Annotated in this window: 22 protein-coding genes; 11 read left to right on the top strand and 11 right to left on the bottom strand. The window is 70.6% G+C overall.

What is annotated here, in order from left to right:
* The first annotated feature begins 80 nt into the window (after nucleotides 1–80).
* From C6V83_RS07280 to C6V83_RS07290, 3 genes are all read left to right on the top strand, one after another.
* On the top strand, nucleotides 81–899 hold the full coding sequence (locus C6V83_RS07280) for a helix-turn-helix transcriptional regulator (RefSeq protein WP_105941837.1): 819 nt from the start codon (nucleotides 81–83) through the stop codon (nucleotides 897–899).
* A gap of 199 nt (nucleotides 900–1,098) precedes the next feature.
* A complete protein-coding gene (locus C6V83_RS07285) occupies nucleotides 1,099–2,799 on the top strand; it encodes an AMP-binding protein (protein WP_105941838.1) in 1,701 nt (566 codons plus the stop codon).
* 62 nt (nucleotides 2,800–2,861) lie between these two features.
* Entirely contained in the window at nucleotides 2,862–3,452 is a 591-nt protein-coding gene (locus C6V83_RS07290; RefSeq protein WP_105941839.1) for a TetR/AcrR family transcriptional regulator, read from the top strand.
* Nucleotides 3,453–3,475: 23 nt separating this feature from the next.
* Here the strand turns inward: C6V83_RS07290 and C6V83_RS07295 are convergent, their stop codons facing one another.
* The gene (locus C6V83_RS07295; RefSeq protein ID WP_105941840.1) at nucleotides 3,476–3,724 is read right to left on the bottom strand and encodes a hypothetical protein; all 249 of its coding nucleotides are present in this window, start codon (nucleotides 3,722–3,724) and stop codon (nucleotides 3,476–3,478) included.
* A gap of 394 nt (nucleotides 3,725–4,118) precedes the next feature.
* On the opposite strand from C6V83_RS07295, the gene C6V83_RS07300 reads away from it, so the two are divergent.
* On the top strand, nucleotides 4,119–5,282 hold the full coding sequence (locus C6V83_RS07300) for an acyl-CoA dehydrogenase (protein ID WP_105941841.1): 1,164 nt from the start codon (nucleotides 4,119–4,121) through the stop codon (nucleotides 5,280–5,282).
* Between the two features lie 97 nt (nucleotides 5,283–5,379).
* Here C6V83_RS07300 and C6V83_RS07305 read toward each other — a convergent pair whose 3' ends face one another.
* From C6V83_RS07305 to C6V83_RS07325, 5 genes are all read right to left on the bottom strand, one after another.
* Complete coding sequence (locus C6V83_RS07305; protein WP_105941842.1) at nucleotides 5,380–6,093, bottom strand: TIGR03089 family protein; 714 nt, start codon at nucleotides 6,091–6,093, stop codon at nucleotides 5,380–5,382.
* Entirely contained in the window at nucleotides 6,090–6,563 is a 474-nt protein-coding gene (locus C6V83_RS07310) for a nucleoside/nucleotide kinase family protein (protein ID WP_159067468.1), read from the bottom strand. Before C6V83_RS07310 ends, C6V83_RS07305 begins: the two co-directional genes overlap by 4 nt.
* Before the next feature lie 4 nt (nucleotides 6,564–6,567).
* Complete coding sequence (locus C6V83_RS07315; protein ID WP_105941844.1) at nucleotides 6,568–7,656, bottom strand: hypothetical protein; 1,089 nt, start codon at nucleotides 7,654–7,656, stop codon at nucleotides 6,568–6,570.
* An 11-nt stretch (nucleotides 7,657–7,667) separates the two neighbouring features.
* Nucleotides 7,668–8,879, bottom strand: coding sequence for an SPFH domain-containing protein (locus tag C6V83_RS07320; protein WP_105941845.1), 1,212 nt, complete (start codon nucleotides 8,877–8,879; stop codon nucleotides 7,668–7,670).
* Between the two features lie 77 nt (nucleotides 8,880–8,956).
* Nucleotides 8,957–10,714 carry an LCP family protein gene (locus C6V83_RS07325; RefSeq protein ID WP_105941846.1) on the bottom strand — a complete coding sequence of 586 codons (1,758 nt, stop codon included), beginning with the start codon at nucleotides 10,712–10,714 and terminating at the stop codon, nucleotides 8,957–8,959.
* A 187-nt stretch (nucleotides 10,715–10,901) separates the two neighbouring features.
* Between C6V83_RS07325 and rfbD the strand changes: the two genes are divergently transcribed.
* From rfbD to manB, 3 genes are all read left to right on the top strand, one after another.
* Nucleotides 10,902–11,804 carry a dTDP-4-dehydrorhamnose reductase gene (gene rfbD, locus C6V83_RS07330; RefSeq protein WP_105941847.1) on the top strand — a complete coding sequence of 301 codons (903 nt, stop codon included), beginning with the start codon at nucleotides 10,902–10,904 and terminating at the stop codon, nucleotides 11,802–11,804.
* Between the two features lie 67 nt (nucleotides 11,805–11,871).
* A complete protein-coding gene (locus C6V83_RS07335) occupies nucleotides 11,872–12,777 on the top strand; it encodes a glycosyltransferase family 2 protein (protein WP_199832600.1) in 906 nt (301 codons plus the stop codon).
* A 5-nt stretch (nucleotides 12,778–12,782) separates the two neighbouring features.
* Nucleotides 12,783–13,874 carry a mannose-1-phosphate guanylyltransferase gene (gene manB, locus C6V83_RS07340; RefSeq protein ID WP_234353912.1) on the top strand — a complete coding sequence of 364 codons (1,092 nt, stop codon included), beginning with the start codon at nucleotides 12,783–12,785 and terminating at the stop codon, nucleotides 13,872–13,874.
* Between the two features lie 14 nt (nucleotides 13,875–13,888).
* On the opposite strand, the gene C6V83_RS07345 is transcribed toward manB, so the two are convergent.
* Entirely contained in the window at nucleotides 13,889–14,548 is a 660-nt protein-coding gene (locus tag C6V83_RS07345) for an O-methyltransferase (protein ID WP_105941849.1), read from the bottom strand.
* A 199-nt stretch (nucleotides 14,549–14,747) separates the two neighbouring features.
* Here C6V83_RS07345 and sigE point away from each other — a divergent pair, with 199 nt between their 5' ends.
* The 4 genes from sigE (at nucleotide 14,748) to tatB (ending at nucleotide 17,905) form a co-directional block, all read left to right on the top strand.
* Nucleotides 14,748–15,365 (top strand): RNA polymerase sigma factor SigE, encoded by a 618-nt coding sequence (sigE, locus tag C6V83_RS07350; protein WP_105941850.1) that lies wholly within the window; start codon nucleotides 14,748–14,750, stop codon nucleotides 15,363–15,365.
* A gap of 115 nt (nucleotides 15,366–15,480) precedes the next feature.
* Nucleotides 15,481–15,843 carry a hypothetical protein gene (locus C6V83_RS07355; protein ID WP_234353913.1) on the top strand — a complete coding sequence of 121 codons (363 nt, stop codon included), beginning with the start codon at nucleotides 15,481–15,483 and terminating at the stop codon, nucleotides 15,841–15,843.
* Nucleotides 15,844–15,846: 3 nt separating this feature from the next.
* On the top strand, nucleotides 15,847–17,346 hold the full coding sequence (locus C6V83_RS07360) for a S1C family serine protease (protein WP_105941852.1): 1,500 nt from the start codon (nucleotides 15,847–15,849) through the stop codon (nucleotides 17,344–17,346).
* Nucleotides 17,347–17,362: 16 nt separating this feature from the next.
* Nucleotides 17,363–17,905: a Sec-independent protein translocase protein TatB gene (tatB, locus tag C6V83_RS07365; RefSeq protein ID WP_105941853.1), complete on the top strand. Its 543-nt coding sequence runs from the start codon at nucleotides 17,363–17,365 to the stop codon at nucleotides 17,903–17,905.
* A 237-nt stretch (nucleotides 17,906–18,142) separates the two neighbouring features.
* Here the strand turns inward: tatB and C6V83_RS07370 are convergent, their stop codons facing one another.
* The 4 genes from C6V83_RS07370 to C6V83_RS07385 form a co-directional block, all read right to left on the bottom strand.
* The gene (locus C6V83_RS07370) at nucleotides 18,143–19,285 is read right to left on the bottom strand and encodes an Mrp/NBP35 family ATP-binding protein (protein ID WP_105941854.1); all 1,143 of its coding nucleotides are present in this window, start codon (nucleotides 19,283–19,285) and stop codon (nucleotides 18,143–18,145) included.
* A gap of 93 nt (nucleotides 19,286–19,378) precedes the next feature.
* The gene (locus C6V83_RS07375; protein ID WP_105941855.1) at nucleotides 19,379–20,494 is read right to left on the bottom strand and encodes a lytic transglycosylase domain-containing protein; all 1,116 of its coding nucleotides are present in this window, start codon (nucleotides 20,492–20,494) and stop codon (nucleotides 19,379–19,381) included.
* Between the two features lie 109 nt (nucleotides 20,495–20,603).
* The gene (locus C6V83_RS07380; RefSeq protein WP_105941856.1) at nucleotides 20,604–21,125 is read right to left on the bottom strand and encodes a DUF1003 domain-containing protein; all 522 of its coding nucleotides are present in this window, start codon (nucleotides 21,123–21,125) and stop codon (nucleotides 20,604–20,606) included.
* Complete coding sequence (locus C6V83_RS07385) at nucleotides 21,122–22,435, bottom strand: magnesium transporter MgtE N-terminal domain-containing protein (protein ID WP_105941857.1); 1,314 nt, start codon at nucleotides 22,433–22,435, stop codon at nucleotides 21,122–21,124. Before C6V83_RS07385 ends, C6V83_RS07380 begins: the two co-directional genes overlap by 4 nt.
* Between the last annotated feature and the right edge of the window lie 26 nt (nucleotides 22,436–22,461).

The following is a 22,461-nucleotide window of genomic DNA, read 5'->3' on the forward strand; positions in this document are numbered from 1 at the left end:
CGATCCCGATGGTGCGGACCGACCGGGGCCGTTCCCGATCTTTCCCCGCGGCAGCCGGAGCAGGAGGCCAGAATGTGAGCATGGACGGCCGCCACCTCGACGCAGCGCTGGCGAGGCTGCGCAACCGGACCGGCGTGTCCGTGGCGTTCGGCGGCCCGGTCACCGCCGAGGGCGGTCTGCTGCTCAGCCGCTTCAGCGGGCCGACGGCCGGTGTCCTCTCCGGGCTGCGCGTCAGCCTCGGGGAGGGACTGGGCGGCCGGGTGGTCGCACTGCAGCGGCCGGGCGCGGTGAACGACTACTTCGAGGCCCGGGCCATCACCCACCGGTACGACGAGCTCATCCGGGCCGAGGGCATCCGGGCCGTGGTCGCCAGCCCGGTCGTCGTCCGCCGGAACCCGATCGCGGTGATCTACGGCGCCTACCGCGGCGACGAGGTCGTCGGCGATCGGGTGCAGGATCTCGTCGTCGCCGAGGCCAAGGCGCTCGAACAGCAGATCGTCGCCGCCGAGACGCTGTCCGAGGCGCGTGAGACCTGGACCCACTCGGACACCGAGAGCGGGGTGTTGCGTCAGCAGATGCGTGAGGCGCACGCCAAGCTGCGCGAGGTGATGCGCCTCGTGGACGACGGTGCGGTCCGCGACGCGCTGGAGGAGATCGGCTCGACGTTGTCCCACGTATCCGGCGACGGCCCGGCCGCGGACCAGAGCGTCTTGACACCCCGCGAGTCCGAGGTGCTCACCCTGGCGGGGCTGGGCTACTCCAACGCGCGGATCGCCGAGTCGCTGGGGCTGACTCTGCACACCGTCAAGAGCTACATGAAGTCGGCGATGGCGAAACTGAACGCCCACAGCCGCCACGAGGCGGTCGTGGCGGCGCGCCGGGACCGGCTCATCATCTGACGAGACCGGCGACCCGGCACCCACTTTGGAGGGTGTCCGCGAGCGGCCGGATTCCGCAGAGTGTTGAGTACATCACTCGGTGCCTGTGGAGCGATGGGATTCACATCGACGACAGCCGGTCCCGAGCACAGACGCCGTTCGACGCGCACGCGACGCTCATCGAACCACGAGCCCATCGAACCCCACGAGGAGTATCCAGATGACCATCCAGCCGCGAGAGGCGCTGGCCGCCGCCCGCGATCGCCTCATCGATCTGCGCACCGACTACGACACGGCGGTCGCCGATTTCCGATGGCCGGACGTGGGGCCGCAATTCAACTTCGCCCACGACTGGTTCGACCCCCTCGCCCGCGGCAACCACGCCGCGGCGCTGACCATCGCCGAGGCGGACGGCAGCCGCGCGTCGTACACCTACGACGAGCTGGCGCGCCGGTCCGACGTTCTCGCCCGCGACCTGGCCGACTCGGGAGTCGGGCGCGGCGACAGCGTGATCGTGATGCTCGGCAACCAGGTCGAGCTGTGGGAGACGATGCTCGCGGTGATCAAGCTGGGGGCGGTGGTGATGCCGACGACGACGGCGGTCGGTCCCGCCGATCTGGTCGACCGGCTCGAGCGGGGCCGGGCCCGCGCCGTGGTGTGCAACGCGGCGGACGCCGCCAAGTTCGACGAGGTGCCCGGCGACTACCTGCGGGTGGCCGTCGGCGGCGGTGAGGGCTGGTCGGCGTACCCCGACACGGCTGCTGTCGTCGTCGAACCGCCTGCCCATCCGGGCAACGCCACCGACGATCCGGTGCTGCTGTACTTCACCAGCGGCACCACCAGCCGGCCCAAGCTCGTCGAGCACACCCACTACAGCTACCCGGTGGGGCACCTGACCACGATGTACTGGCTCGGCCTGAAACCGGGCGATGTGCACCTGAACATCTCCAGCCCCGGCTGGGCCAAGCACGCGTGGTCGAACTTCTTCGCGCCGTGGCTCGCGCAGTCGTGCGTGTTCGTCCTGAACTACGCGCGCTTCGACGCCGCGCAGCTGCTGACCGTGATCCGGGACGAGGCGGTGACCAGCCTGTGCGCTCCGCCGACGGTGTGGCGCATGCTGATCAAGTCCGATCTCAGCGGCGGCGCGGGCAGCCTGCGCGAGGCGATCAGCGCGGGCGAGCCGCTGAACCCCGAGGTGATCAGCCAGGTCGCTCAGGCGTGGGGACTGACGATCCGGGACGGCTTCGGCCAGACGGAGATGACCGCCGTGGTCGGCAACACTCCCGGTCAGCGGGTGGAGCCCGGGTCGATGGGCCGGCCGCTGCCGGGCGCGAGCGTGGTGCTGGTCGATCCGGTGAGCGGGGTCCGGGTCGACGGCGTCGGCGAGGGCGAGGTGTGCCTGGACCTGTCGACGCCTGCGCCCAATCTGATGACCGAGTACCGCGACGACGCGGTGCGCACGCAGGAAGCGATGCACGGCGGCTTCTTCCACACCGGCGACGTCGCCCTGCGCGACGAGAACGGCTACCTCACCTACATCGGCCGGATGGACGACGTCTTCAAGTCCTCCGACTACAAGGTCTCGCCGTTCGAACTCGAGTCGGTGCTGATCGAGCATCCCGCGGTGGCGGAGGCGGCGATCGTGCCCGCTCCCGACCCGCTGCGGCTCACCGTTCCCAAGGCGTACATCGTGCTCGCGCCGGGGGAAGAGCCGTCGCAGGAGATCGCCGAGTCGATCCTCGCGTTCGCCCGGGACAAGCTCGCCCCGTATCAGCGCGTCCGGCGGCTGGAGTTCTTCGATCTGCCCAAGACCATCTCCGGGAAGATCCGGCGCGTGGAGCTGCGGCAGCGCGAGAACGAGCACGCCGACGACCGCCCGGCCGGCGAGTACCGCTACGAGGACTTCTTCGCCCGCGCCTGATGCACCCGGCCGATGGCCGGCGGTGGCACAGCGTGCCCCGGCGATGCGACATACTTGCTCTCATGACCGTGTCCGGGCAGACCACCGCGGCGCCGGCGGACTTCCGCCGCCGCGTCGTGGCCGAGTCGATCCGACTGTTCGCCGAGCGCGGCTACGACGCCACGACGGTCGACGACGTCGCCGCGGCGGCCGGAAGTTCGAGACGGACTCTGTTCCGCCAGTTCGGTTCCAAGGAGGGGCTGGTCTTCGCCGACCACGAGTCGCTGCTGGAGGAGGTCGCCGGGCACCTGGAGGCAGCCGCCGAGGACGGGCGCGATCCGTGGACTGCGGTCACCGAGGCCGCCGAGCTCGTGTTCGCACATTTCGCCGCCGACCGCGAGTTCGCCGAGTGCCGCTACGCCGTGGTCTCGCAGGTCGCGTCGCTTCGGGACCGGGAGCTGGTGATGGCCTCGCGCTATCAGCGGCTGTTCGAGGACTTCCTGGGGCGCACACGGCCGGCGACGTCGCGCAGCCGCATCGTCGCCTACGCCGCCGCGGTCACCGGGGTGCACAACTATCTGCTCCGCCGGATGAGCCGGGGAGATGCGGCGGCCACCGCCCAGGTTCTCGGTGGTGAGCTGGCGCGGCTGCGCCAGACGCTCGCCGAGGAGTGACGCGCCCGCAGTGACGGCCCAGCTCAGCGGCCCGTGTCGGTGACCGCCGGGTACCCGGGGAGCAGTTCCTGCTGAATGAACGGCGGGATCAGCTCGGCGGGCACGAACATCGTCTTGTTCGGGCCTCCCCGGTGCTGCGCCGGGCACAGCAGAACGAAGATGCCTTCTCGGACGTAGACGCGGGTGATAAGCCGTCGTTCCAGTGTCTGGGTGTGGTCGCCCAGACAGACGCCGATCCAGGTCCGGCTGAATCGCCCTTCGACACGGCCCACAGCACGAACAACGCCAGCGCCACGGAGGCGCCGACCCGCAAATCCCAGGTGCTACCCGCTCGGTTCACCCGCCGCGACACGTCCGGGGTACCGGGGATCCGGGTCAGCACCGCACCGGGCGGCGGCGCGCCGGGGCCGGGTGACGGCGGGCCGGATCGTGGGCCGCCGTGGAACCAGCGGTCGCGCGGGTCGGCCCCGGCCGGGGGAGTCGGGTACATCGGAGTCCTTCGGGAGTTCGCGTGGTACACGGATCGTCGCACAGCGGGAGAGCGGTGCACGGACACGGCGGCAGGTTCGGTGCAGCTTGACCCGGTCAGCGGGACGTGGTCCACTTGGTTCAGACCATGCGTGGCACGCAGTGCCACGTGCGAGTGGCCACAGAGGAGTAGACACCATGGCGTTCGGCAACCCCGATTTCGATCTGTTCCAGCTTCCCGAGGAGCATCAGGCTCTGCGCGAGGCGATCCGCGATCTGTCCGAGAAGGCGATCGCCCCGCACGCCAAGGACGTCGACGAGAACGCCCGCTTCCCGGAGGAAGCGCGCGAGGCCCTGGTCGCCAGCGGCTTCAACGCCATCCACGTCCCCGAGCAGTTCGGCGGTCAGGGCGGCGACTCGGTCGCGGCCTGCATCGTGATCGAGGAGGTCGCCCGGGTCGACGTCTCCGCGTCGCTGATCCCCGCGGTCAACAAGCTCGGCACCATGGGCCTCATCCTGTCCGGCTCGGACGAGCTCAAGGCCCAGGTCCTCCCGTCGATCGCCTCCGGCGAGGCGATGGCCTCGTACGCGCTGTCCGAGCGCGAGGCCGGCTCGGACGCCGCGTCGATGAAGACCCGTGCCCGCAAGGACGGCGACAGCTGGGTGATCAACGGCTCCAAGTGCTGGATCACCAACGGCGGCAAGTCCACCTGGTACACCGTGATGGCCGTGACGGACCCGGAGAAGGGCGCCAACGGCATCTCGGCGTTCATGGTCCACAAGGACGACCCCGGCTTCACCGTCGGGCCGCTGGAGCACAAGCTCGGCATCAAGGGCAGCCCCACCGCGGAGCTGTACTTCGAGAACTGCACGATCCCCGGCGACCGGATCATCGGCGAGGAGGGCACCGGCTTCAAGACCGCACTGGCCACCCTCGACCACACCCGTCCGACCATCGGCGCCCAGGCCGTCGGTGTGGCGCAGGGCGCCCTCGACGCGGCGATCGAGTACGTCAAGGACCGCAAGCAGTTCGGCAAGACCATCAGCTCGTTCCAGGGCGTCGAGTTCATGATCGCCGACATGGCGACCAAGGTCGAGGCCGCGCGCCTCATGGTGTACACCGCTGCCGCCCGTGCCGAGCGCGGCGAGAAGAACCTCGGCTTCATCAGCGCCTCGTCCAAGTGCTTCGCCTCGGACATCGCGATGGAGGTCACCACCGACGCCGTGCAGCTGTTCGGCGGTGCCGGCTACACCACCGACTTCCCGGTGGAGCGCATGATGCGCGACGCGAAGATCACCCAGATCTACGAAGGCACCAACCAGATCCAGCGCCTGGTGATGGCGCGCGCCCTGCTGCGCTGACCGTCAGGACAGGCCCTTCGACGGAGCTCAGGACAGGCCCTTCGACGGAGCTCAGGACAAGCCCTTCGACGGAGCTCAGGACAGGCCGGCCTCGCACTCAGTCGAGTGTGAGGCCGGTCTTCTCCGTCTCGGCGATCGATGAAAGGTCCAGTCCGGCAGCCGGATCGGCCCATACCAGTGCGGCGCCGGCCAGTAGCGGCGCCAGGAGATGCACGACGACGCCGTCCGCGCTCTGCCACGGCCGCGTCGAGAGCACACGCATTCCCGGCCGCACCCCGTCTGCCTGTCCGGCGTCGCCGGCCCGCGTCAGCACCTGCTCCACGGTGAGCTCGCCGAGGGCCAGCGGCCCGGTGCCGCCGGGGGAGAACTGGTCGCCGTGCGGTCGGACGGTGTCGCCGAAGTCGTTCGCGAACGCCGGCAGCCCGGACACGCGGCCGCCGAACGGATCGAGCGGCACCACCACGAGGTCCTCCACCTCCCGGTGGCCGTCCACGCGGTCGAGCGTGGTGAACGCGACGCGCGCTTCGTCGGCGGACGTCGCGTCGTCGTGCATCGAGATGCGCAGTCCGGCCCACCACGCACCGAGGAGCACCGCGGCGCTCTGCCAATGCTCGGGCAGGTCGACGACGACGGCGTCGCCGGGCGCCAGACCGGCCTCGTCGCGCAGGTAGTTGCCGATCTTGGCGGCCCAGTTCTCCAGCGTGGCTCCGGACAGGCCGACACGCTGGCCGGCGCCGTAGTAGGTGAGCAGCGGGCGGGCGCGGTCGTCGACGGCGGCGAACACGGCGCCGGTGATCGTCGTACCGCTCATGCCTGCAGCCGCTTGAGCGCGACGTCGAGCTCCGCCGGCGCGGGCGCCCGACCGGTGAGCATGGTCGAGACCACCGACTCGAGCGACTGCACGGCGGCGTCGGCCGCGGTCAGGAACTCCTGCTTCTGCTCGGTGCGCAGGGGCGCGGTGGCGATCAGCCGGCGATCCAGATCGGCGGCGGCCAGCTCGAGCTGCACGCGCGTGTCCAGGTAGGTCGCGTCGAAGTCGGGCGACCGGCGCAGCGCCGACAGCGAGTCGCGCATCCGGCGGTGCAGGCGCGCCTCGGGGTCGTGCCCGCGGGCCCACGACGACGGCACCTCGGACGTGTCGTGACCGGGATAGAGTTCCAGCGCGGCGCCGTCGTTCGCCTGTACGCGACGGCTGCTCCGGGTCAGCGCCACCGCGACGGCGATCGCACCCACCACGAACACCGCCAGCAGCACGATCACCACCAGGATCAACATCGTCATCGATTCACCCTCCGACCACTCGGACTATCAGCCAGACCGCCGCGATCACGGCGATCACGCCGACCACCGCCGAGACGATCTTGACCCAGCTGTATGGGCGCTGGCCCTGGACTTCGCCGGTGACCCCGTTGATGTACACCTGAAACGGCTTGCCGGCGTACACCACGGTCAGCAGCCACAGCGGGATCAACAGGTACCGGAAGTCGAGCGGATCGAAGCGCGAGTCGACGCGGTGGATGCGTTGCTCGTCCCCGCCGATGTCGCGGCGCACTGTCTCGCGGATCGTCGGGTCGATCTCCTCCTGACGCGCCAGTTCGAAGGTGTCCTCCGGGCCGCGGTCGTAGGTGTTCGAGAGGTGCCCCGCCAGAAACTCGGTGCTGAACGGCTTGATGTCGTGAATCGGCCACGGCTTGAGGGCCTCGACGCGCCGGCCGTCGAGGTTCTTGTTCGCCAGCGTGGGGACGTCGCGGAAGGAGTTGCGGACCCGCCCGCGCACCGGAGTCCAGTCGACCCGGGTCTCGGTTCGCTGGTTGTCGCCGGACCCGACCGTCACCGTGTAGCGGCGGCCGCGCTGCCCGGTGTACTCCGAGTACGCCTCGGTGGTGTAGGCGAAGTACGACATGTACACGCTGCTCAGCGCGCCGACCTCGCGGTACTTCTTGAACTCCGTCGGGGCGAACCAGCGCGAGTTGATCCATTTGTCGACATGCTCGTGCGCGAGCTTGTCGGACACCGCGAAGGGCAGGACGCCGTCGACCTTGAGCCGGTCGGGAGCGTCGTGGATGTCGGTCCGCTGGATCGGCGTCGCACAGAACGGGCACTTGGTCGCCGTCAGCGTGCCGGTGAACGTGGTGGTGCCGCCGCAGTTCTGGCAGACGATCTCGTAGACGGCGGAGTCCATCGAGACAGCCCCGAGCAGCCCGCGCATCTGCGGATCGCTCCGCATGGCGAGCAGGCTGTGACTGGGCACCGGGCGGCCGGCGTCGACCTCGACCGGGCGCTGGTAGCCGCAGCTGCGGCACAGCAAAGCGCCCGACGCCGGGTCGTAAGCGAGGTTCGCGCCGCACTGCAGGCACGGATGAGTCTGCACCATGGGTCGTCGCGTCAGTCTCGGATCACCCGACCCTGCGGAGGCGTCGGCGGCGGGCTCTGGGGAGGCACCGGCGGGGGACCCTGCGGCGGCAGCGGCGGCGGTGCGGAGAACAGGCCCGACAACTCCTGAACCTGGCCGGCCGGCGTCCAGCCGGCCATTCCCTGCTTCCACACCACCGTTTGCGGGGTCAGCGTGCCCGCGGAGACCATGGACTGCAGCTGGGCGATCGGGAACGGCCCGGCGGCCTGACCGCCCTGGTCGACGTGGTATTGAGCGGCGCCGGGCATCGGGGGAGGCGCGGCCTGCTGGGGGTTCGGCTGCTGGGCCTGCTGGGCCTGCTGTGGCTGTCCGGCGACCATCCCGCCCATCTGCTGGCCCATCGCCATGCCCATGCCGGCGCCGAGGAAATCGCCCACCGAGGAGCCGCCGGGATTGCCGGCGCCGGCGACCATCGCATCGCCGAGTTTGCCCTGCTGATACCGCTGCATGTCCGAGACCTGATCGAGGAAGCCCTGCTCCTCGACGCCGCGGGCGACGCCGCGGGTGATCGCCTCGGTGATCTCCTGCGGCAGCGTCACGTTCAGCATGATCGACTGCACCTGGAGGCCGTACTCGCGCATCCGCGGATCGGCGAACTCCTTGAGCTGCTCGGACAGCTCCACCTGTCGCCCCTGGAGGTCGAGCACGCCGAGGCCCGTCTGCAGCACCATGTCCGAGAAGGCGAGCGTCAGCGTCCGGCGGACCAGTTCCTGGACCTCGTCGAGGTCGACGTTGCTGTCGGTGCCGATCACCTCGCGGAGAAAGACCGCCGGATCGGCGACCCGGATCACGCACAGCCCGTTCGCGCGGACCTGAACCATTTTGAAGTCGGGGTCGCGAATGGTCACCGGGTTGGCCGTGCCCCACCGGAGTTCGGTCACCGGGCGGGTGTTGATGAAGTACACCTCGCTGCGGAACGGGCTGTTGAAGCCGTGCTTCCAGCCCTGCAGCGTCGACAGGATCGGGAGGTTCTCGCTGGTGAGCTCGTAGTGCCCGGGACCGAACTGATCGGCGAGCTGACCGCGGTAGACGAACACCGCCTGCTGGCCCTCCCGGACGATCAGCTGTGCGCCGTTCTTGATCTCGTTGTTGTACCGCGGGAACCGCCACGCGAGGGTGGTGCGGGAGTCGTCGAGCCACTCGATGATGTCGACCAGTTGGCTCGTGATCTTCTTGAACACCATTGGATTCCTTTGAGTGCGGAGCTGCGGATTGGATGGATAGCCGGGACGGTTCCGACCGCGATTCCCACTATATCGAGTCAGTTGACGCAGACGGGGCCGTCGGTGTCGGCCTTGATCGCGGGAGTGTTCTTGACGTCGTTCTTCCTTGCCTGCGGCGAGGTCGCGTCCTGGGTGTTGTCGCCCTGCGGGCCGGTGTTCCAGATCGCGCCGAGACCGGTGTAGGTGTTGGTCAGCACCGCCCGGAGCTTGTCGTCGGGCAGCGACGGATCCTCCCGGATCTCGATGTCGCCGCCGAGGTCGCGCACCAGTTGCTTGGCGGCCTCGCTGTCTCTGGACTTGGCGAAGACGATCGAGTCGAACTCGTTGATCGGCCGGCTGGTCGTCTCGCCCTCCTGATAGCCCTTGGCGGTGAGCAGGCCGGACACGTTCGCGGCCAGGCCCGTGACGGTGCCGGCGTTCACCACGTCCACCGTCACCGCGCCGCGGCCGCCCGCCGAATCGGTCGCGTTGGTGCCGAGCTGCCGGTCGACGAAAGTCTTGACCTGCTCCGGATCCACCTCGACGACGCTCTGCATGCCGTCGTCGCTCCACCCGTGGTCGGTGACCACCGGGATGGTGGTGAACTTGACGTCGCCGCCGGACAGATCTTTGAGCTGTTCGGCGAGGGTCAGCACGTTCCATCCGTCGTCGATCACCACCGACCGGGACACGGCGTTCTCCAGCTCGTTGAGCTTGCCGGGGTTGGTGAGGGTCTGCGTCGAGAGGATCTTCTGCGCCAGCGACGCCATGTAGACCTGCTGGCGGGTGATGCGATCGAGGTCCCCGCGGGGGAGACCGTGGCGTTGCCGCACAAAGCTCAGCGCCTGCCCGCCGTCGAGCGTCTGGCGGCCCTTGCGGAACCGGGCGCCCGAGAGCGGTTCGCGCACGCTCCGCTTCAAACAGACGTCGACGCCGCCGACCGCGTCGGTGAGCAGGGCGAATCCCAGCAGTCCGACCTCGGCGTAATGGTCGACGGTCACCCCGGTGAGGTTCGCGACCGACTCGATCAGCGCCTTCCGGCCGGCCTTGATGCCCTCGGTCTCGGCCGTCTTCTCGTCGACACCGGCCTCGACCTGTGAACGGCGCACGCCCTCGCGCGTCGAGCCGTAGGCGGCGTTGATCTTGCTCTTGCCGATGCCGGGCACCTCCACGTATGAGTCGCGCGGGATGGAGATCGCGGTGGCGGCCGAGCCGTCGTTCGGGATACGGATCAGCAGGATGGTGTCGGTGGACGTGGTGACCTCGTCGCCGACCCGCAGCCACTTGAGCTCTTCCTCGGTGAGCGGATTGCCCTTGGCGTCCAGCCGGGAGTCGGTGCCGACCAGCAGGATGTCGACGGCGCCGTCGGCCCCGCCGCCGAGGCCGAGGTCGCCGAGCAGGGTGACGCTCGAGTTGAGGCTGGAGACCTTGTTCCAGCCGTAGCCGGTGGTCACCAGCACCACCACGGCGAGCAGTGCCGCGAGACCGCGCCCGATCGGGAGCAGGTCTTTGGGGCTGCCGTTGCGGTGGCGCGCGGTACGCCCGCGCGCTGGGGGAGCGTCGGCGGCGCGGGCCTTGGGCCGGGTGTGAATCTCGGCCGAACTGGTGCGCCGCCCCGTGCGTTCGCGGGTCGAGACCGGGGTGCTGCGCTGCGTCCGGGGCCGCGGTTGCCGTTTCGGTGCCGGCCGCCCGGCCGCGTCCGCCCGCGGCTGTCCGTCCTCGGGCGGGGTCCGGCGCGGACGGCGCGACGATCCGCCGGACCCGGGCTCGCCCCGGGATCCAGCCGGCCGGTCACGGCGCTCTCGACGTGGCTCCACCCTCGCGCGGTCCTCTCGGCTCGATCACCCCGCCGCCCGGTGGGGCGGATGTGACAACTGTTGCTTCCACCGTACTGGCCCGGCGGACGGTCGCCGGGTGCGCAACGCCGATGACCGCATGTGATGTCCGACGGCCGGGCGCGCCGCGCGTCGCCGGCCGCACTGCCCTTGCGGCACGATGGGACGCATGTCGCAGCGCACAGTGCACCTCGTCGGCGCCACCGGGCAGGTGGGCAGGGCGTTGCGTGCGCTCGCCCCGGCCGGGACACGGCTGGCGCCGTACGGCTCGGCGGAGGTCGACCTGACCGACCAGGCCTCGGTGGACGCCGCGCTCGCCGGCCTTCGGCGCGGCGACGTGGTGGTCAACGCCGCGGCGTACACCGCCGTCGACGACGCCGAGGCCGATTGGAAGGGCGCCTACGCGCTGAACGCCGCCGGACCGGCCCGGCTCGCCGAGTGCACGGCGGCGGCGGGTGCCCGACTGATCCAGATCTCCACCGACTACGTCTTCGCGGTCGGCGCGCGCCGCGCCGAACCGCTGGAGCCCGGCGACCTCGACCAGGCGACCCAGCCGACCTCGGTCTACGGGGCCAGCAAACTCGCCGGCGAGCGGGCCGCGCGGGCCGCGGACCCGCAGACCACAGTGGTCCGCACCGCGTGGGTGTACATCGGCGGACCGGAGTCGCGGGACTTCGTCGGGACCATGCGGAGGCTGGCGGCCGGTGAGTCGGAGATCTCCGTCGTCGACGATCAGTGGGGCTCACCGACGTACGCGCTGGATCTGGCTGCCGGGCTCTGGGACCTGATCTGCGCGGTGGGCGCTCCCGGCGACCCGACGGCCGGACGCGTGCTGCATGCGGCCGGTGCCGGCCGCGCCACCTGGTTCCAGCTGGCGCAGGCCGTGTTCGCCGGCATCGGCGCCGACCCGGAGCGGGTCCGGCCGTGCAGCACCGCGGAGTTTCCGCGGCCGGCGCCGCGGCCGGCGTACTCGGTGCTCTCGGGCCGGTCGTGGGTCGAGGCCGGACTCACTCCGCTCCGCGACTGGCGCGCGGCGCTGACCGACGCGCTGGACGCCGAAATCGTGTCCTGAGTCTCGTCTGCGTCGATCCGGACCGCACCGGCGAGGTTTTCGCAGCGTGATGGCCTAGGCTGTCCGAGTGACTTCCGAGCGCAACGACGCGGTCGCGGTGGTGACCGTGACGTATTCGTCCGGGGACTACCTCCACAACTTCCTGCGGACGCTGCCCGCGGCGACCACCCGCGACGTGCAGGTGGTGATCGCCGACAACGGCAGCGACGACGGCGCGCCCGAGCGCGCGGCCGCCGAACACGACACCGTGACTCTGGTGAACACCGGTGGCAATCTCGGCTACGGGGGCGGGATGAACCGCGGCATCGCCGAGGTGGACCCGTCGATCGAGTACATCGTGATCGCCAACCCGGACATCGAGTGGTCGCCCGGCTGCATCGACGAACTGCTGGCCGCCGCGCAGCGCTGGCCGCGCGCCGGCGCCCTCGGGCCGCTGATCACCGAGCCGGACGGCGCGGTGTATCCGTCGGCGCGGCGCGTGCCGGACCTCAAGCACGGCACCGGGCACGCCCTCCTCGGCGCGGTGTGGAAGAACAATCCGTGGACCGCGGCCTACCGCAACGACGGCGCGGAGCTGACGGAGCGGCCCGTGGGCTGGCTGTCCGGCTCGTGCCTGCTGGTCCGGCGTGCCGCGTTCGAGAGCGTCGACGGCTTCGACACCCGCTACTTCATGTTCATGGAAGACGTCGACCTCGGCGACCGACTGGCCCGGGCGGGCTGGCTGAACGTCTACGTGCCGACGGCCGCGGCGATGCACGCCAAGAGCCACTCGGTCGCCAGACACCCGGAGAAGATGATCCCGGCCCACCACGAGAGCGCCTACCGATTCCTCGCCGACCGCCATCCCGGTCCGGCGTGGGCGCCGGTGCGCTGGGGACTGAAGGCCGGACTGACCGTGCGCTCCAAGATCAACGTCGCCGCCGCCCTGCGCGCCCAGCGCAAGGCGCAGCCGAACCCGAACGACGAGAGGTGACCCCCGTGGCTTCCGAAACGCCCGAGGCTCCCGATGTGCAAGCCCTGATCCTGGTGGGCGGCAAGGGAACCCGTCTGCGACCGCTGACGCTGTCGGCGCCCAAGCCGATGCTCCCGACGGCGGGGCTGCCGTTCCTGACGCACCTGATCTCCCGGATCCGCGACGCCGGCGTGACCGCCATCGTGCTCGGCACGTCGTTCAAGGCGGAGACCTTCGAGCAGTACTACGGCGACGGCGCCGACCTGGGAGTGAAGCTCACCTACGTCACCGAATCCGAGCCGCTCGGCACTGGCGGCGGCATCCGGAACGTCTACGACGTCCTCACCGCCGACACCGTGCTGGTGTTCAACGGCGACGTGCTCGGAGGCACCGACATCCGCGAGGTGCTCGCGACGCACCGGAGCTCGGGTGCGGAGGTGACGCTGCACCTGGTGCGCGTCGGCGACCCGCGCGCCTTCGGGTGTGTGCCGACCGACGCCGCCGGGCGCGTCACGGCCTTCCTGGAGAAGACACAAGATCCGCCGACCAACCAGATCAACGCCGGCACCTACGTGTTCAACCGCGACGTGATCGGCGAGATCCCGACCGGGCGGCCGGTGTCGGTGGAGCGGGAGGTGTTCCCGCGCCTGCTCGCCGAGCGCAGGCACATCCAGGGGCACGTGGACAGTGCGTACTGGCGCGACATGGGCACCCCGGAGGACTTCGTGCGGGGCTCGGCCGACCTGGTCCGAGGCATCGCGCCGTCGCCCGCGCTGGGCGGATCGCGCGGCGAGGCGCTGATCAAGGAGGGCGCGCACGTGGCGGCCGATGCGGTGCTGATCGGCGGGACCGTGGTCGGCGCCGACGCGCAGATCGGTCCGGGCGCCCGGCTCGACGGAGCGGTGATCTTCGACGGCGCCATCATCGAAGCCGGGGCGGTGGTCGAGCGCAGCATCGTGGGCTTCGGTGCGCGGCTGGGCGCGTGCTCGCTGGTGCGCGACACCGTGATCGGCGACCAGGCGCACATCGGGAGCCGCTGCGAGCTGCTGCGCGGCGCCCGGGTGTGGCCGGGCGTACAGATTCCCGAGAACGGGATCCGCTTTTCCACCGACGTCTGACGCGCCGGCGAGGGCTACCGGGTCTTCGCGGCGGCGAGCAGACCCGAACCGACCGGGATGACGGCCGGGAGCAGGCGATCGTCGTCGGCGATCAGCTGGGCGGCTTCGCGGGCGGCGAGCGTGCGCGGATCGGTGGCCTCGCGGTCGGCGATGGTGCCGTCCGCGGAGGCGTTGTTCAGGACCACCACCCCGCCGGGACGCAGAATCCGCACCGCTTCGGCCACGAAGACCGGGTAGTTGAGCAGGGATCCGTCGACGAACACGACGTCGTAGGAATCGTCGGCGAGCCGGGTCAGGACGTCGGTCGGGGCGCCGGTGATCAGCCGGGTGCGGCTCGGCGCGATGCCGGCGTCGCCGAACGCCTGGCGGGCCGCCCGATGGTGTTCGGTCTCCGGGTCGATGGTGGTGAGGATGCCCGACGGCGACATCCCGGCCAGTAGCCACAGCCCGCTGACGCCGGCGCCGGTCCCGATCTCCACGACGTGCTGCGCGTGTGAGACGCGGGTCAGCAGCGAAAGCAGCGCCCCGGCGGCCGGCGAGACGGTCGCCGCCCCCAACTCCTCGGCGCGGGCCCGCGCAGCGCGCAGCGCGTCGTCCTCGATGATCGCGGCGTCCGCGTAGGCGGCGAGGTCTGCGGCGGGGGAGCGCGAGGGTTCGGCGGGCGTGTCACTCATGCACACGAGAGTGCCATGACCAGCGCTGACCTGCGGTCACGGCACGCCGGACGTGGCCCAACTCGCATCCTCAGTAAACACTCAGGCCGGTAACAGGGACACCACAAGCGGGTGCGACAGGCTTTGACTCGACGAGCGGAACAATCGCGACGCCGGGGGCGTTGCACCGTGCAGTCCACGAAAGGGGTCGGAAAGACCGGTGAAGGCACCTCAGAAGTACGACGCTGGCACATCGCCGTTCGCGGGCACCGCAGGGTTCGACGCGACCGGGGACCGGACGCTGATGCCGTCGTGGGAGGAGTTGGTCGCCGAGCACGCCGACCGCGTCTACCGCCTCGCCTACCGTCTCTCGGGCAACCAGCACGATGCCGAAGACCTCACCCAAGAGACCTTCATCCGGGTGTTCCGGTCCCTGACCGACTACAAGCCCGGCACCTTCGAGGGCTGGCTCCACCGCATCACCACCAACCTGTTCCTGGACATGGTCCGGCGGCGCAACAAGATCCGGATGGAGACGCTGGAGACCGGATACGAGCGCATCAGTTCCGACACGCCCGATCCGCAGCAGGCGTACGCCGAGGCATCGTTGGACCCGGACCTGCAGCAGGCGCTGGACTCGCTGGCGCCGGAGTTCCGCGCGGCCGTCGTCCTGTGCGACATCGAGGGTCTCTCGTACGAGGAGGTGGCCGCGACGATGGGCGTGAAGATGGGTACCGTCCGCAGCCGCATCCACCGCGGTCGCGCGGGTATCCGCGCCTTCCTGGAGGCGCGCGGACACACAGACAGCCGTTCGGTGGCCGTCGGCAGCCGTGCCTGACCGGCCGCTGCCGGGGCCGGTGCCGCGACCCGCCTCCCGCGTGGTTCGGATAAGCTGGCAGAGCATCCGTCGCGTGCGCGTCGGAGACCGCTCGGCAGCGAAAGGGGTGACACGGGTGGCTGATCGATCCTCCAGGCCCCGGCGCTGGTCGCCGGCCGGTGCGACGTTCGCTCCGAACCCCGAGTTTCCGGTAGGCCGGTCTCCGGCGGATAGTGCTTTCGCCTCGACTGACCATCTCGCCGCCGACGCAGTGGTCGCCTACGTCGACGGTGTGCTGCACGGCAACGCACGCGGCCGCGCAGAACATCACCTGGCGCTATGCCGGCAGTGCGCCGCCGAGGTGGCCGCGCAGGCGAGCGCCCGTTCCCTGCTGCGGTCGTGCGACGACGTGTGCGCACCGTCGGGCCTGATCGGCGAGCTCGGCAAGATCCCGACCCGTGAGTACGACCTGCGGGACCTGAACCGGCGGAGCCGCTGACCCGTGACCGACAGCCCCGACTGGTCGTCGCCGGCCGATGACGCCGCCACGCCCGCCGACGACGCCCCGACGACCGCCGAGCGCCGCCCGCGCTCGGCGAGCCGCGGCGCACCGGTGTCTCCGCAGACCGCCGCCGTCTTCGGCCGCCCGCCCGGTGTGCACGGATCGTTCAGCACCGCGCCCTCGCCGCGTCCGCAACCGGAGATCTCCCCACCCGACCCGGTGCTCGCCGAGGCCTTCGGCCGCCCGGCCGGGGCCGCGTCCTCGCTGGAGCGCGACCCCCACGCGACCTTCGGCCGCGGCGACGACGAGTCGCCGGCCGACGACCCCTGGCGCGATCCGGCCAGCCCGGCGCAACTCGATGCGCCGGCGCTGAGCGAGCCGTCGTCGTCGACCACGCTCGCCCCCGGACCCAAGCTCGGCATCGGCGACCTGTTGTTCGGTCGTCGCGTCCAGTGGTGGGCGCTGCTGACGCTCGCGCTCGTCGCCGTGCTGATCGGAGTGGCCGGCGGCCTGATCGGGCGCTACACCGCCGAAGCCGTCCCCCCGCTGAACTCTCACAGCGTCGAGCTCGACGTCGACGACGCCGAGCCGGCATCCACCGAGATCGCCGCGATCGCGAAGGCCGTGGCGCCCTCGGTGGTGATGATCGAGGTCCGCACCCCTTCCGGCGGCGGCAACGGGTCCGGGTTCGTCGTCAGCAAAGACGGTTACATCGTCACCAACAACCACGTGATCTCGATCGCCGCACAGGACCGCAACGCCAAGCTGGAGGTGGTCTTCTCCGACCACCAGCGGGTCCCGGCCCGGATCGCCGGTCGCGACGTCAAGACCGATCTCGCCGTGATCAAGGTCGACGGCGTGGAGAACCTCACGGTGTCCACGCTCGGCAAGTCCAGTCAGCTGGAGATCGGCCAGCCGGTCATCGCGTTCGGCGCACCGCTCGGCCTCGACCGCACCGTCACGACCGGCATCGTCAGCGCCGTGGACCGTCCGGTGCCGCTGCGGCCGGACGCCACCAGCGACACCGACGCCGTGCTCAACGCGATTCAGACCGATGCGGCCATCAATCCGGGCAACTCGGGCGGACCGCTGGTCGACACGCAGGGCCGGGTGATCGGCGTCAACACCGCGGCGCAGACCGCAGGCGGCGGATCGATCGGCCTGGGTTTCGCGATCCCGATCGACGAGGTGGAGCCGATTGTCAAGGCCCTCATCGCCGACGGCGAGGTGACCCATCCGCAGATCGGGGTGTCCGCATCGACGGTCCGCAACGACAAGGTGTTCGGCGCCAAGATCGAGAGCGTGGGACCGGGCAGCCCGGGCGCCCGGGCGGGTCTCAAGCTGAACGACGTCGTCACCGAGTTCGACGGCAAGCCGATCGAGGGCGCCAACGAGCTGACCGTCGCGGTCCGGATGTCGCAGGTCGGCCGCGAGGTGAAGTTCAAGTACTGGCGCGACGGCCGGGTGTTCACCGGATCCATCACCCCGGCCGCGGACTGACCGCGAGGGCACGGCGATGTTCAGCAATCTGGGGTGGGGCGAGATCCTGGTCCTCGTCGTCGCCGCGCTGGTGATCCTCGGTCCCGAGCGGCTGCCGGGGGCGATCAGCTGGACCATGCAGTCGATCCGCAAGGTCCGCGACTACGCGACCGGAGCGTCCAAAGACCTCCAGGACCAGATGGGAACCGACTTCGACTCCTTCCGCGAGCCGCTGCAACAACTCAACGAGCTGCGCCAGATGACGCCGAAGGCGCTGGTCACCAAGCACTTGTTCGAGGGCGACTCCGCGCCGCTGGACCAGATGGAGTCGACCGTCCGGGAGTCGCTGAGCCTGTCCGGCCCGGCCGCGGCCAACCCGCACCCGGGCACCGCCGGGCCGGATGCGGCCCGTCTGGCCGACACCGAGACCCGCGTGACACAGGGATCGTCGAGCAGCGGTGCGTCGAACGCCGGCGGGGGAGCGACTCAGGTCGATCCGAGCCGCCTGGGCGCCGACCACGCCGCGCCTCCGGCGACGGCGCCCCGCCGTCACGACGTGACCGACTGGGACGCCACGTAGCCCCTGGCCGTGTGGCGGGCGCTCTAGTGGCGATGTGCCGGGTCTCGATACGGCTCGGCTGGCGCCTCGCCTACTCGACCACCGATTCGGCCTCGACCACCGATTTCGGCGCAGTGCCGGGAGGCTCCCGATTGCTGGTCGTCTCCTGGTTGGTGGTCGAGTAGCGACGCTGCCTGAGCGCGCGGCGGAGCCTGCGACGACGCGCAGTCGAAGGGCAGGAGCGTATCGAGACCCGGCTCAGTGCCGGACGGTGTCGATGCCCAGGCTCATGCCGGCGAGGCCGCGGCGGCGCACGGCGAGTTTGTCGGCGACGCGGCGGAGCGCCGAACCCGACGCCGACTCCGGAGCAGACAGGACCACGGGGGTGCCGGCGTCACCGCCCTCGCGCAGCTGCTGCTCCAGCGGGATCTGGCCGAGCAGCTCGACGGGCGCGCCCACCGCGCGGGTCAGGCGTTCAGCGACCTTCTCGCCGCCGCCGGACCCGAAGGGCTCCATGCGGGTGCCGTCCGGGAGCTCCAGCCACGACATGTTCTCCACCACGCCGAGGATCTTCTGCCGGGTCTGCAGAGCGATGGCGCCGGCGCGCTCGGCCACCTCGGCGGCGGCCTGCTGCGGCGTGGTCACCACCAGGATCTCGGCCCCCGGGATCAGTTGGGCGATGGAGATCGCCACATCCCCGGTGCCGGGCGGGAGGTCGAGGAGCAGCACGTCGAGATCGCCCCAGTAGACGTCGGCCAGGAATTGTTGCAAAGCGCGGTGGAGCATCGGGCCGCGCCAGGTGACCGGAGTGTTGCCGTCGGTGAACTGGCCGATCGAGATGAACTTCACGCCGTGGCTGATGGGCGGCATGATCATCGATTCGACCTGCGTCGGCTTGGCGTCGCTGCCGAGCATCCGCGGGACGCTGTGGCCGTAGATGTCGGCGTCGAGCACGCCCACGGACAGGCCGCGGTCGGCCAGCGCGGCGGCCAGGTTCACCGTGACGCTGGACTTGCCGACGCCGCCCTTGCCGGAGGCGACGGCGTACACGCGCGTCAGGTTGCCCGGCTTGGAGAACGGGATCTCCGGTTCGGCGCGGTCGCCGCGGAGCATCTTGCGGAGCGCGGTGCGCTGCTCGTCGTTCATCACGTCCAGCTCGACGCGGACCTCGCCGACGCCGGGGACGTCGGACACGGCGGCGACCACCCGGTCGCTGATCTCGCCCTTGAGCGGGCACCCGGACGTCGTGAGGAAGACCCCGACGTCGACGGTGCCGTCGTCGGCGACGGCGACCGATTTGACCATGTTCAGGTCGGTGATGGGGCGGCCGATCTCCGGATCGGACACCTTGCTCAGCGCCGAACGGACGGCGGCCTCGGTGGGGGTGCCTACAATGCTCACGACTTCCAGGGTAGTGGTCTCGACTTCGGGGGTTCGGAGCAGGCGTGGCGGAGCCGGCGGATCCGGTGCGGCTCGCCGACGACGACGAGACGCCTAGCGGGCCGGCGTCCTGGTGGCCGGCGCGCGGTTCGGCGCCGACTTCTTCGGGGTGGCCTTCGGTTGCGGAGCCGGCTGCTGCGGGCCGATTCCCGGCGGCAGGCACAGTGCGCCCAGGCAGTGCTGCGGGGGCGGGGTGGACTTGGGCGACGGTGAGCTCGGCGAGGTGGACTTGTCGTCCTTCTCGTCCTTCTTCTTGTCGTCCTTCTTCCTGTCCTTGTCTTTCTTGTCCTTGTCGTTCTCCGCGGGAGCGTGGCTCATCTCCGGGATGCCGTTGGTCGGGATCACACCGGTGGCGTAGGCGGCGGCCCAGCCGAGGACGTTGTTCACGTACGGCATGGAGCGGTTGTAGCGGAGCACCGCGCCGACCTTGTTGCTGTCGGCCATGATGTCGGTGACCCCGGCGCACAGGTACCGACCGGCCGAGTAGGTGGCATCGAAGATGTTGTCCGGATCGGCCTTTCCGTCGCCGTTCGCGTCGCTGCCCCACGCCTTCCAGGTGCTCGGGATGAACTGCATCGGGCCCATCGCGCGGTCGTGCCGCGGGTCGCCGTCCCAGCGTCCGCCGTCGGTGTCGGTGATCACCTCGTTGCCGGCCAGCGAGCCGTCGAGCACCGGCCCGCGGATCTTGGTCCTGGTGTCGCCGTATTCGTTGACGTTGCCGCCGCCCGCGTGACCGGACTCGATGCGGCCGATGCCGGCGAGCAGGAACCAGGGGAGCTTGCACTGCGGGCTCTCGGCGGCCACGCGGGTGGCTGCCAGCTTGTAGGCCTGCAGCACCACGCCGGGGATGCCCAGCGGGCCGTTGGGCAGGTTCGCGGCGATCCGGAACTGCGGATCGACCGCGGGTGCGGCCGTCGCCGCCGGCGGGGCGAATCCGTACAGGGCGGGCGCCTGCGCCGGGACCGCCTGCGCGATCGCGGACTGGTCGGCGCCCTGAGCCGCATCGACGACTGTCACACCGTTCCCGGATCCCGGATGCGCGACGGTACTGGCGGTGGCGCCGGTGAGCATGGCTGCGGCGACGGCCGTGACACCGGTGGTGACGACGACGCCGCGCCACGGGACGAACCCGGTGCGGCGGGTGCCCTGCCGCGAGAACTTGATCCCCATCGGTTCTGCTGACTCCAGTCGATGACGTGGCGCGGTCGCAGGACTCTTGCCGACCCCTGCGACCGCAGACTGTGATCTACCATACCCTGCGGTAAGGTCGTGGGTCACACTACTGGCGATCCGCCTCCGGGGCGGCTTTGCCGTCGTCGCCGGGCGAGGAACGGGAGCCGAGCCGCTCGACCAAGTCGTCGAGCAGATCGTCGAGTTCGCGGCGCAGGTAGTCGCGGGTCACGGTCTCGCCGACGGCCAGGCGGACGGCGGCGAGCTCACGGGCCAGGAACTCGGTGTCGGACTTGGTCTGCGCGGCACGACGACGATCCTCGTCCAGCGACACCTTGTCCCGGTTCTCCTGGCGGTTCTGCGCCAGCAGGATCAGCGGCGCGGCGTAGGCGGCCTGGGTGGAGAACGCCAGGTTCAGCAGGATGAACGGGTAGGGGTCCCAACCGAAGGTGAAGACGCCGAGGTTGAGGAAGATCCAGACCACCACGACGATGGTCTGGATGGCCAGATACGAGCCGGTGCCGAGGAACCGGGCGACCCGTTCGGCGTAGATGCCGACGACGTCGGCATCGATGCCGCTGCCGAAGCGACGCCGGCCCCCGCTGGGGGTGTCGAGGCGGCGGGGGGTCATCGCCGCGGGCTCCTGTCGACTGCGTCGTTCCCCAACTGCATCTCCGGTTCCTGTTCGCGCCAGTCGCGGGGGAGGACGGCGTCGAGCAGATCGTCCACGGCCACCGCTCCGAGCAGGTGTCCGTTCTCGTCCACCACCGGCCCGAGCACCAGGTTATAGGTCGCGAAGAAGCGCGTCATGTCCTCCAGGGAGGCGTCGGGGGTCAGGCGGGGGATGTCGTCGTCGAGCACGCCGACCACCAGGTTGGCCGGAGGCTCGCGCAACAGCGCCTGTGTGTGCACCGCCCCCAGGAACTTGCCGGTGGGCGTGCTGGTCGGCGGACGCACGACGAGGACCATCGTCGCGGTGGCCGACGGGATGTCCGGGTTCGCGATGCGCGCGAGCGCCTCGGCGACGGTCGCGCCGGCCGAGACGATGATCGGTTCGGGCGTCATCACACCGCCCGCGGTGTCCGGCGAGTGCAGCAGGAGGCGGCGGACCGGCTCGGACTCCTCGGGATCCATCCGGGACAGCAGTGCCTCGGCTTCGGCACGCGGGAGCTCGCCGAGGAGGTCGGCGACGTCGTCGGGATCCATCGCCTCCAGCACATCGGCGGCCCGCGACGGCTTCAGCGAGGCCAGCATCGCGGTCTGCTCGACCGTGGACATCTCCTGCAGCACGTCGGCCAGCCGCTCGTTGTCGAGGGCGGCGGCCAGTTGCTCGCGCCGCTGGTCGGGGAGTTCGCGCAGCGCGCTGGCGACGTCGGCCGGCCGCATCCCCTCGAACTGGGTCAGTGCCAGTTCCACGCCGTGCCCGGGTCGGTTCAGGTTCAGGGCGGTCAGCCCGCGCACGTTGTTCCAGGGCACGACCACGGTCTCGCCTCGCCGGCGCAGGCCCTTGCGCATCGTCCGCAGCGCGACGCGGCTGATCACGAAGTCGAGCGCGCGGGCCCGTTCGATCTCCAGGTCGACGATCTCCAGGTCCATCCCGTGCACCTCCGGGTGGTCCGGATCGTCGGTCTGCACACGGCTTTCCAGGATCTGGCCGATCGCCAGGGCTTCGTTCGGCCGCACCTGGAGCTTGCGCATGTTGATCCGGCCGGTGGTCAGCGTGACGGCGTCGGCGTCGATGTTGGTGACCCGGCCCATCGGCACGAAGATGCGGCGGCGGGTGGCGGCGAGCTCGACGGCCAGGCCCAGTGCCCGGGGGCGGCGGCCCGGCAGATGCATGGACACCACGACGTCGCGCACGCGCCCGATCGACTCGCCGTCCGGGCCGAGGACCACGAGACCGACTAATCTGGCGACGAAGACCTTGAGCGTGGGCGTCATGCCTCAAGGGTAGAAGCCCCGCCCAC

Source organism: Gordonia iterans, from assembly GCF_002993285.1.
Classification (GTDB): Bacteria; Actinomycetota; Actinomycetes; order Mycobacteriales; family Mycobacteriaceae; genus Gordonia; species Gordonia iterans.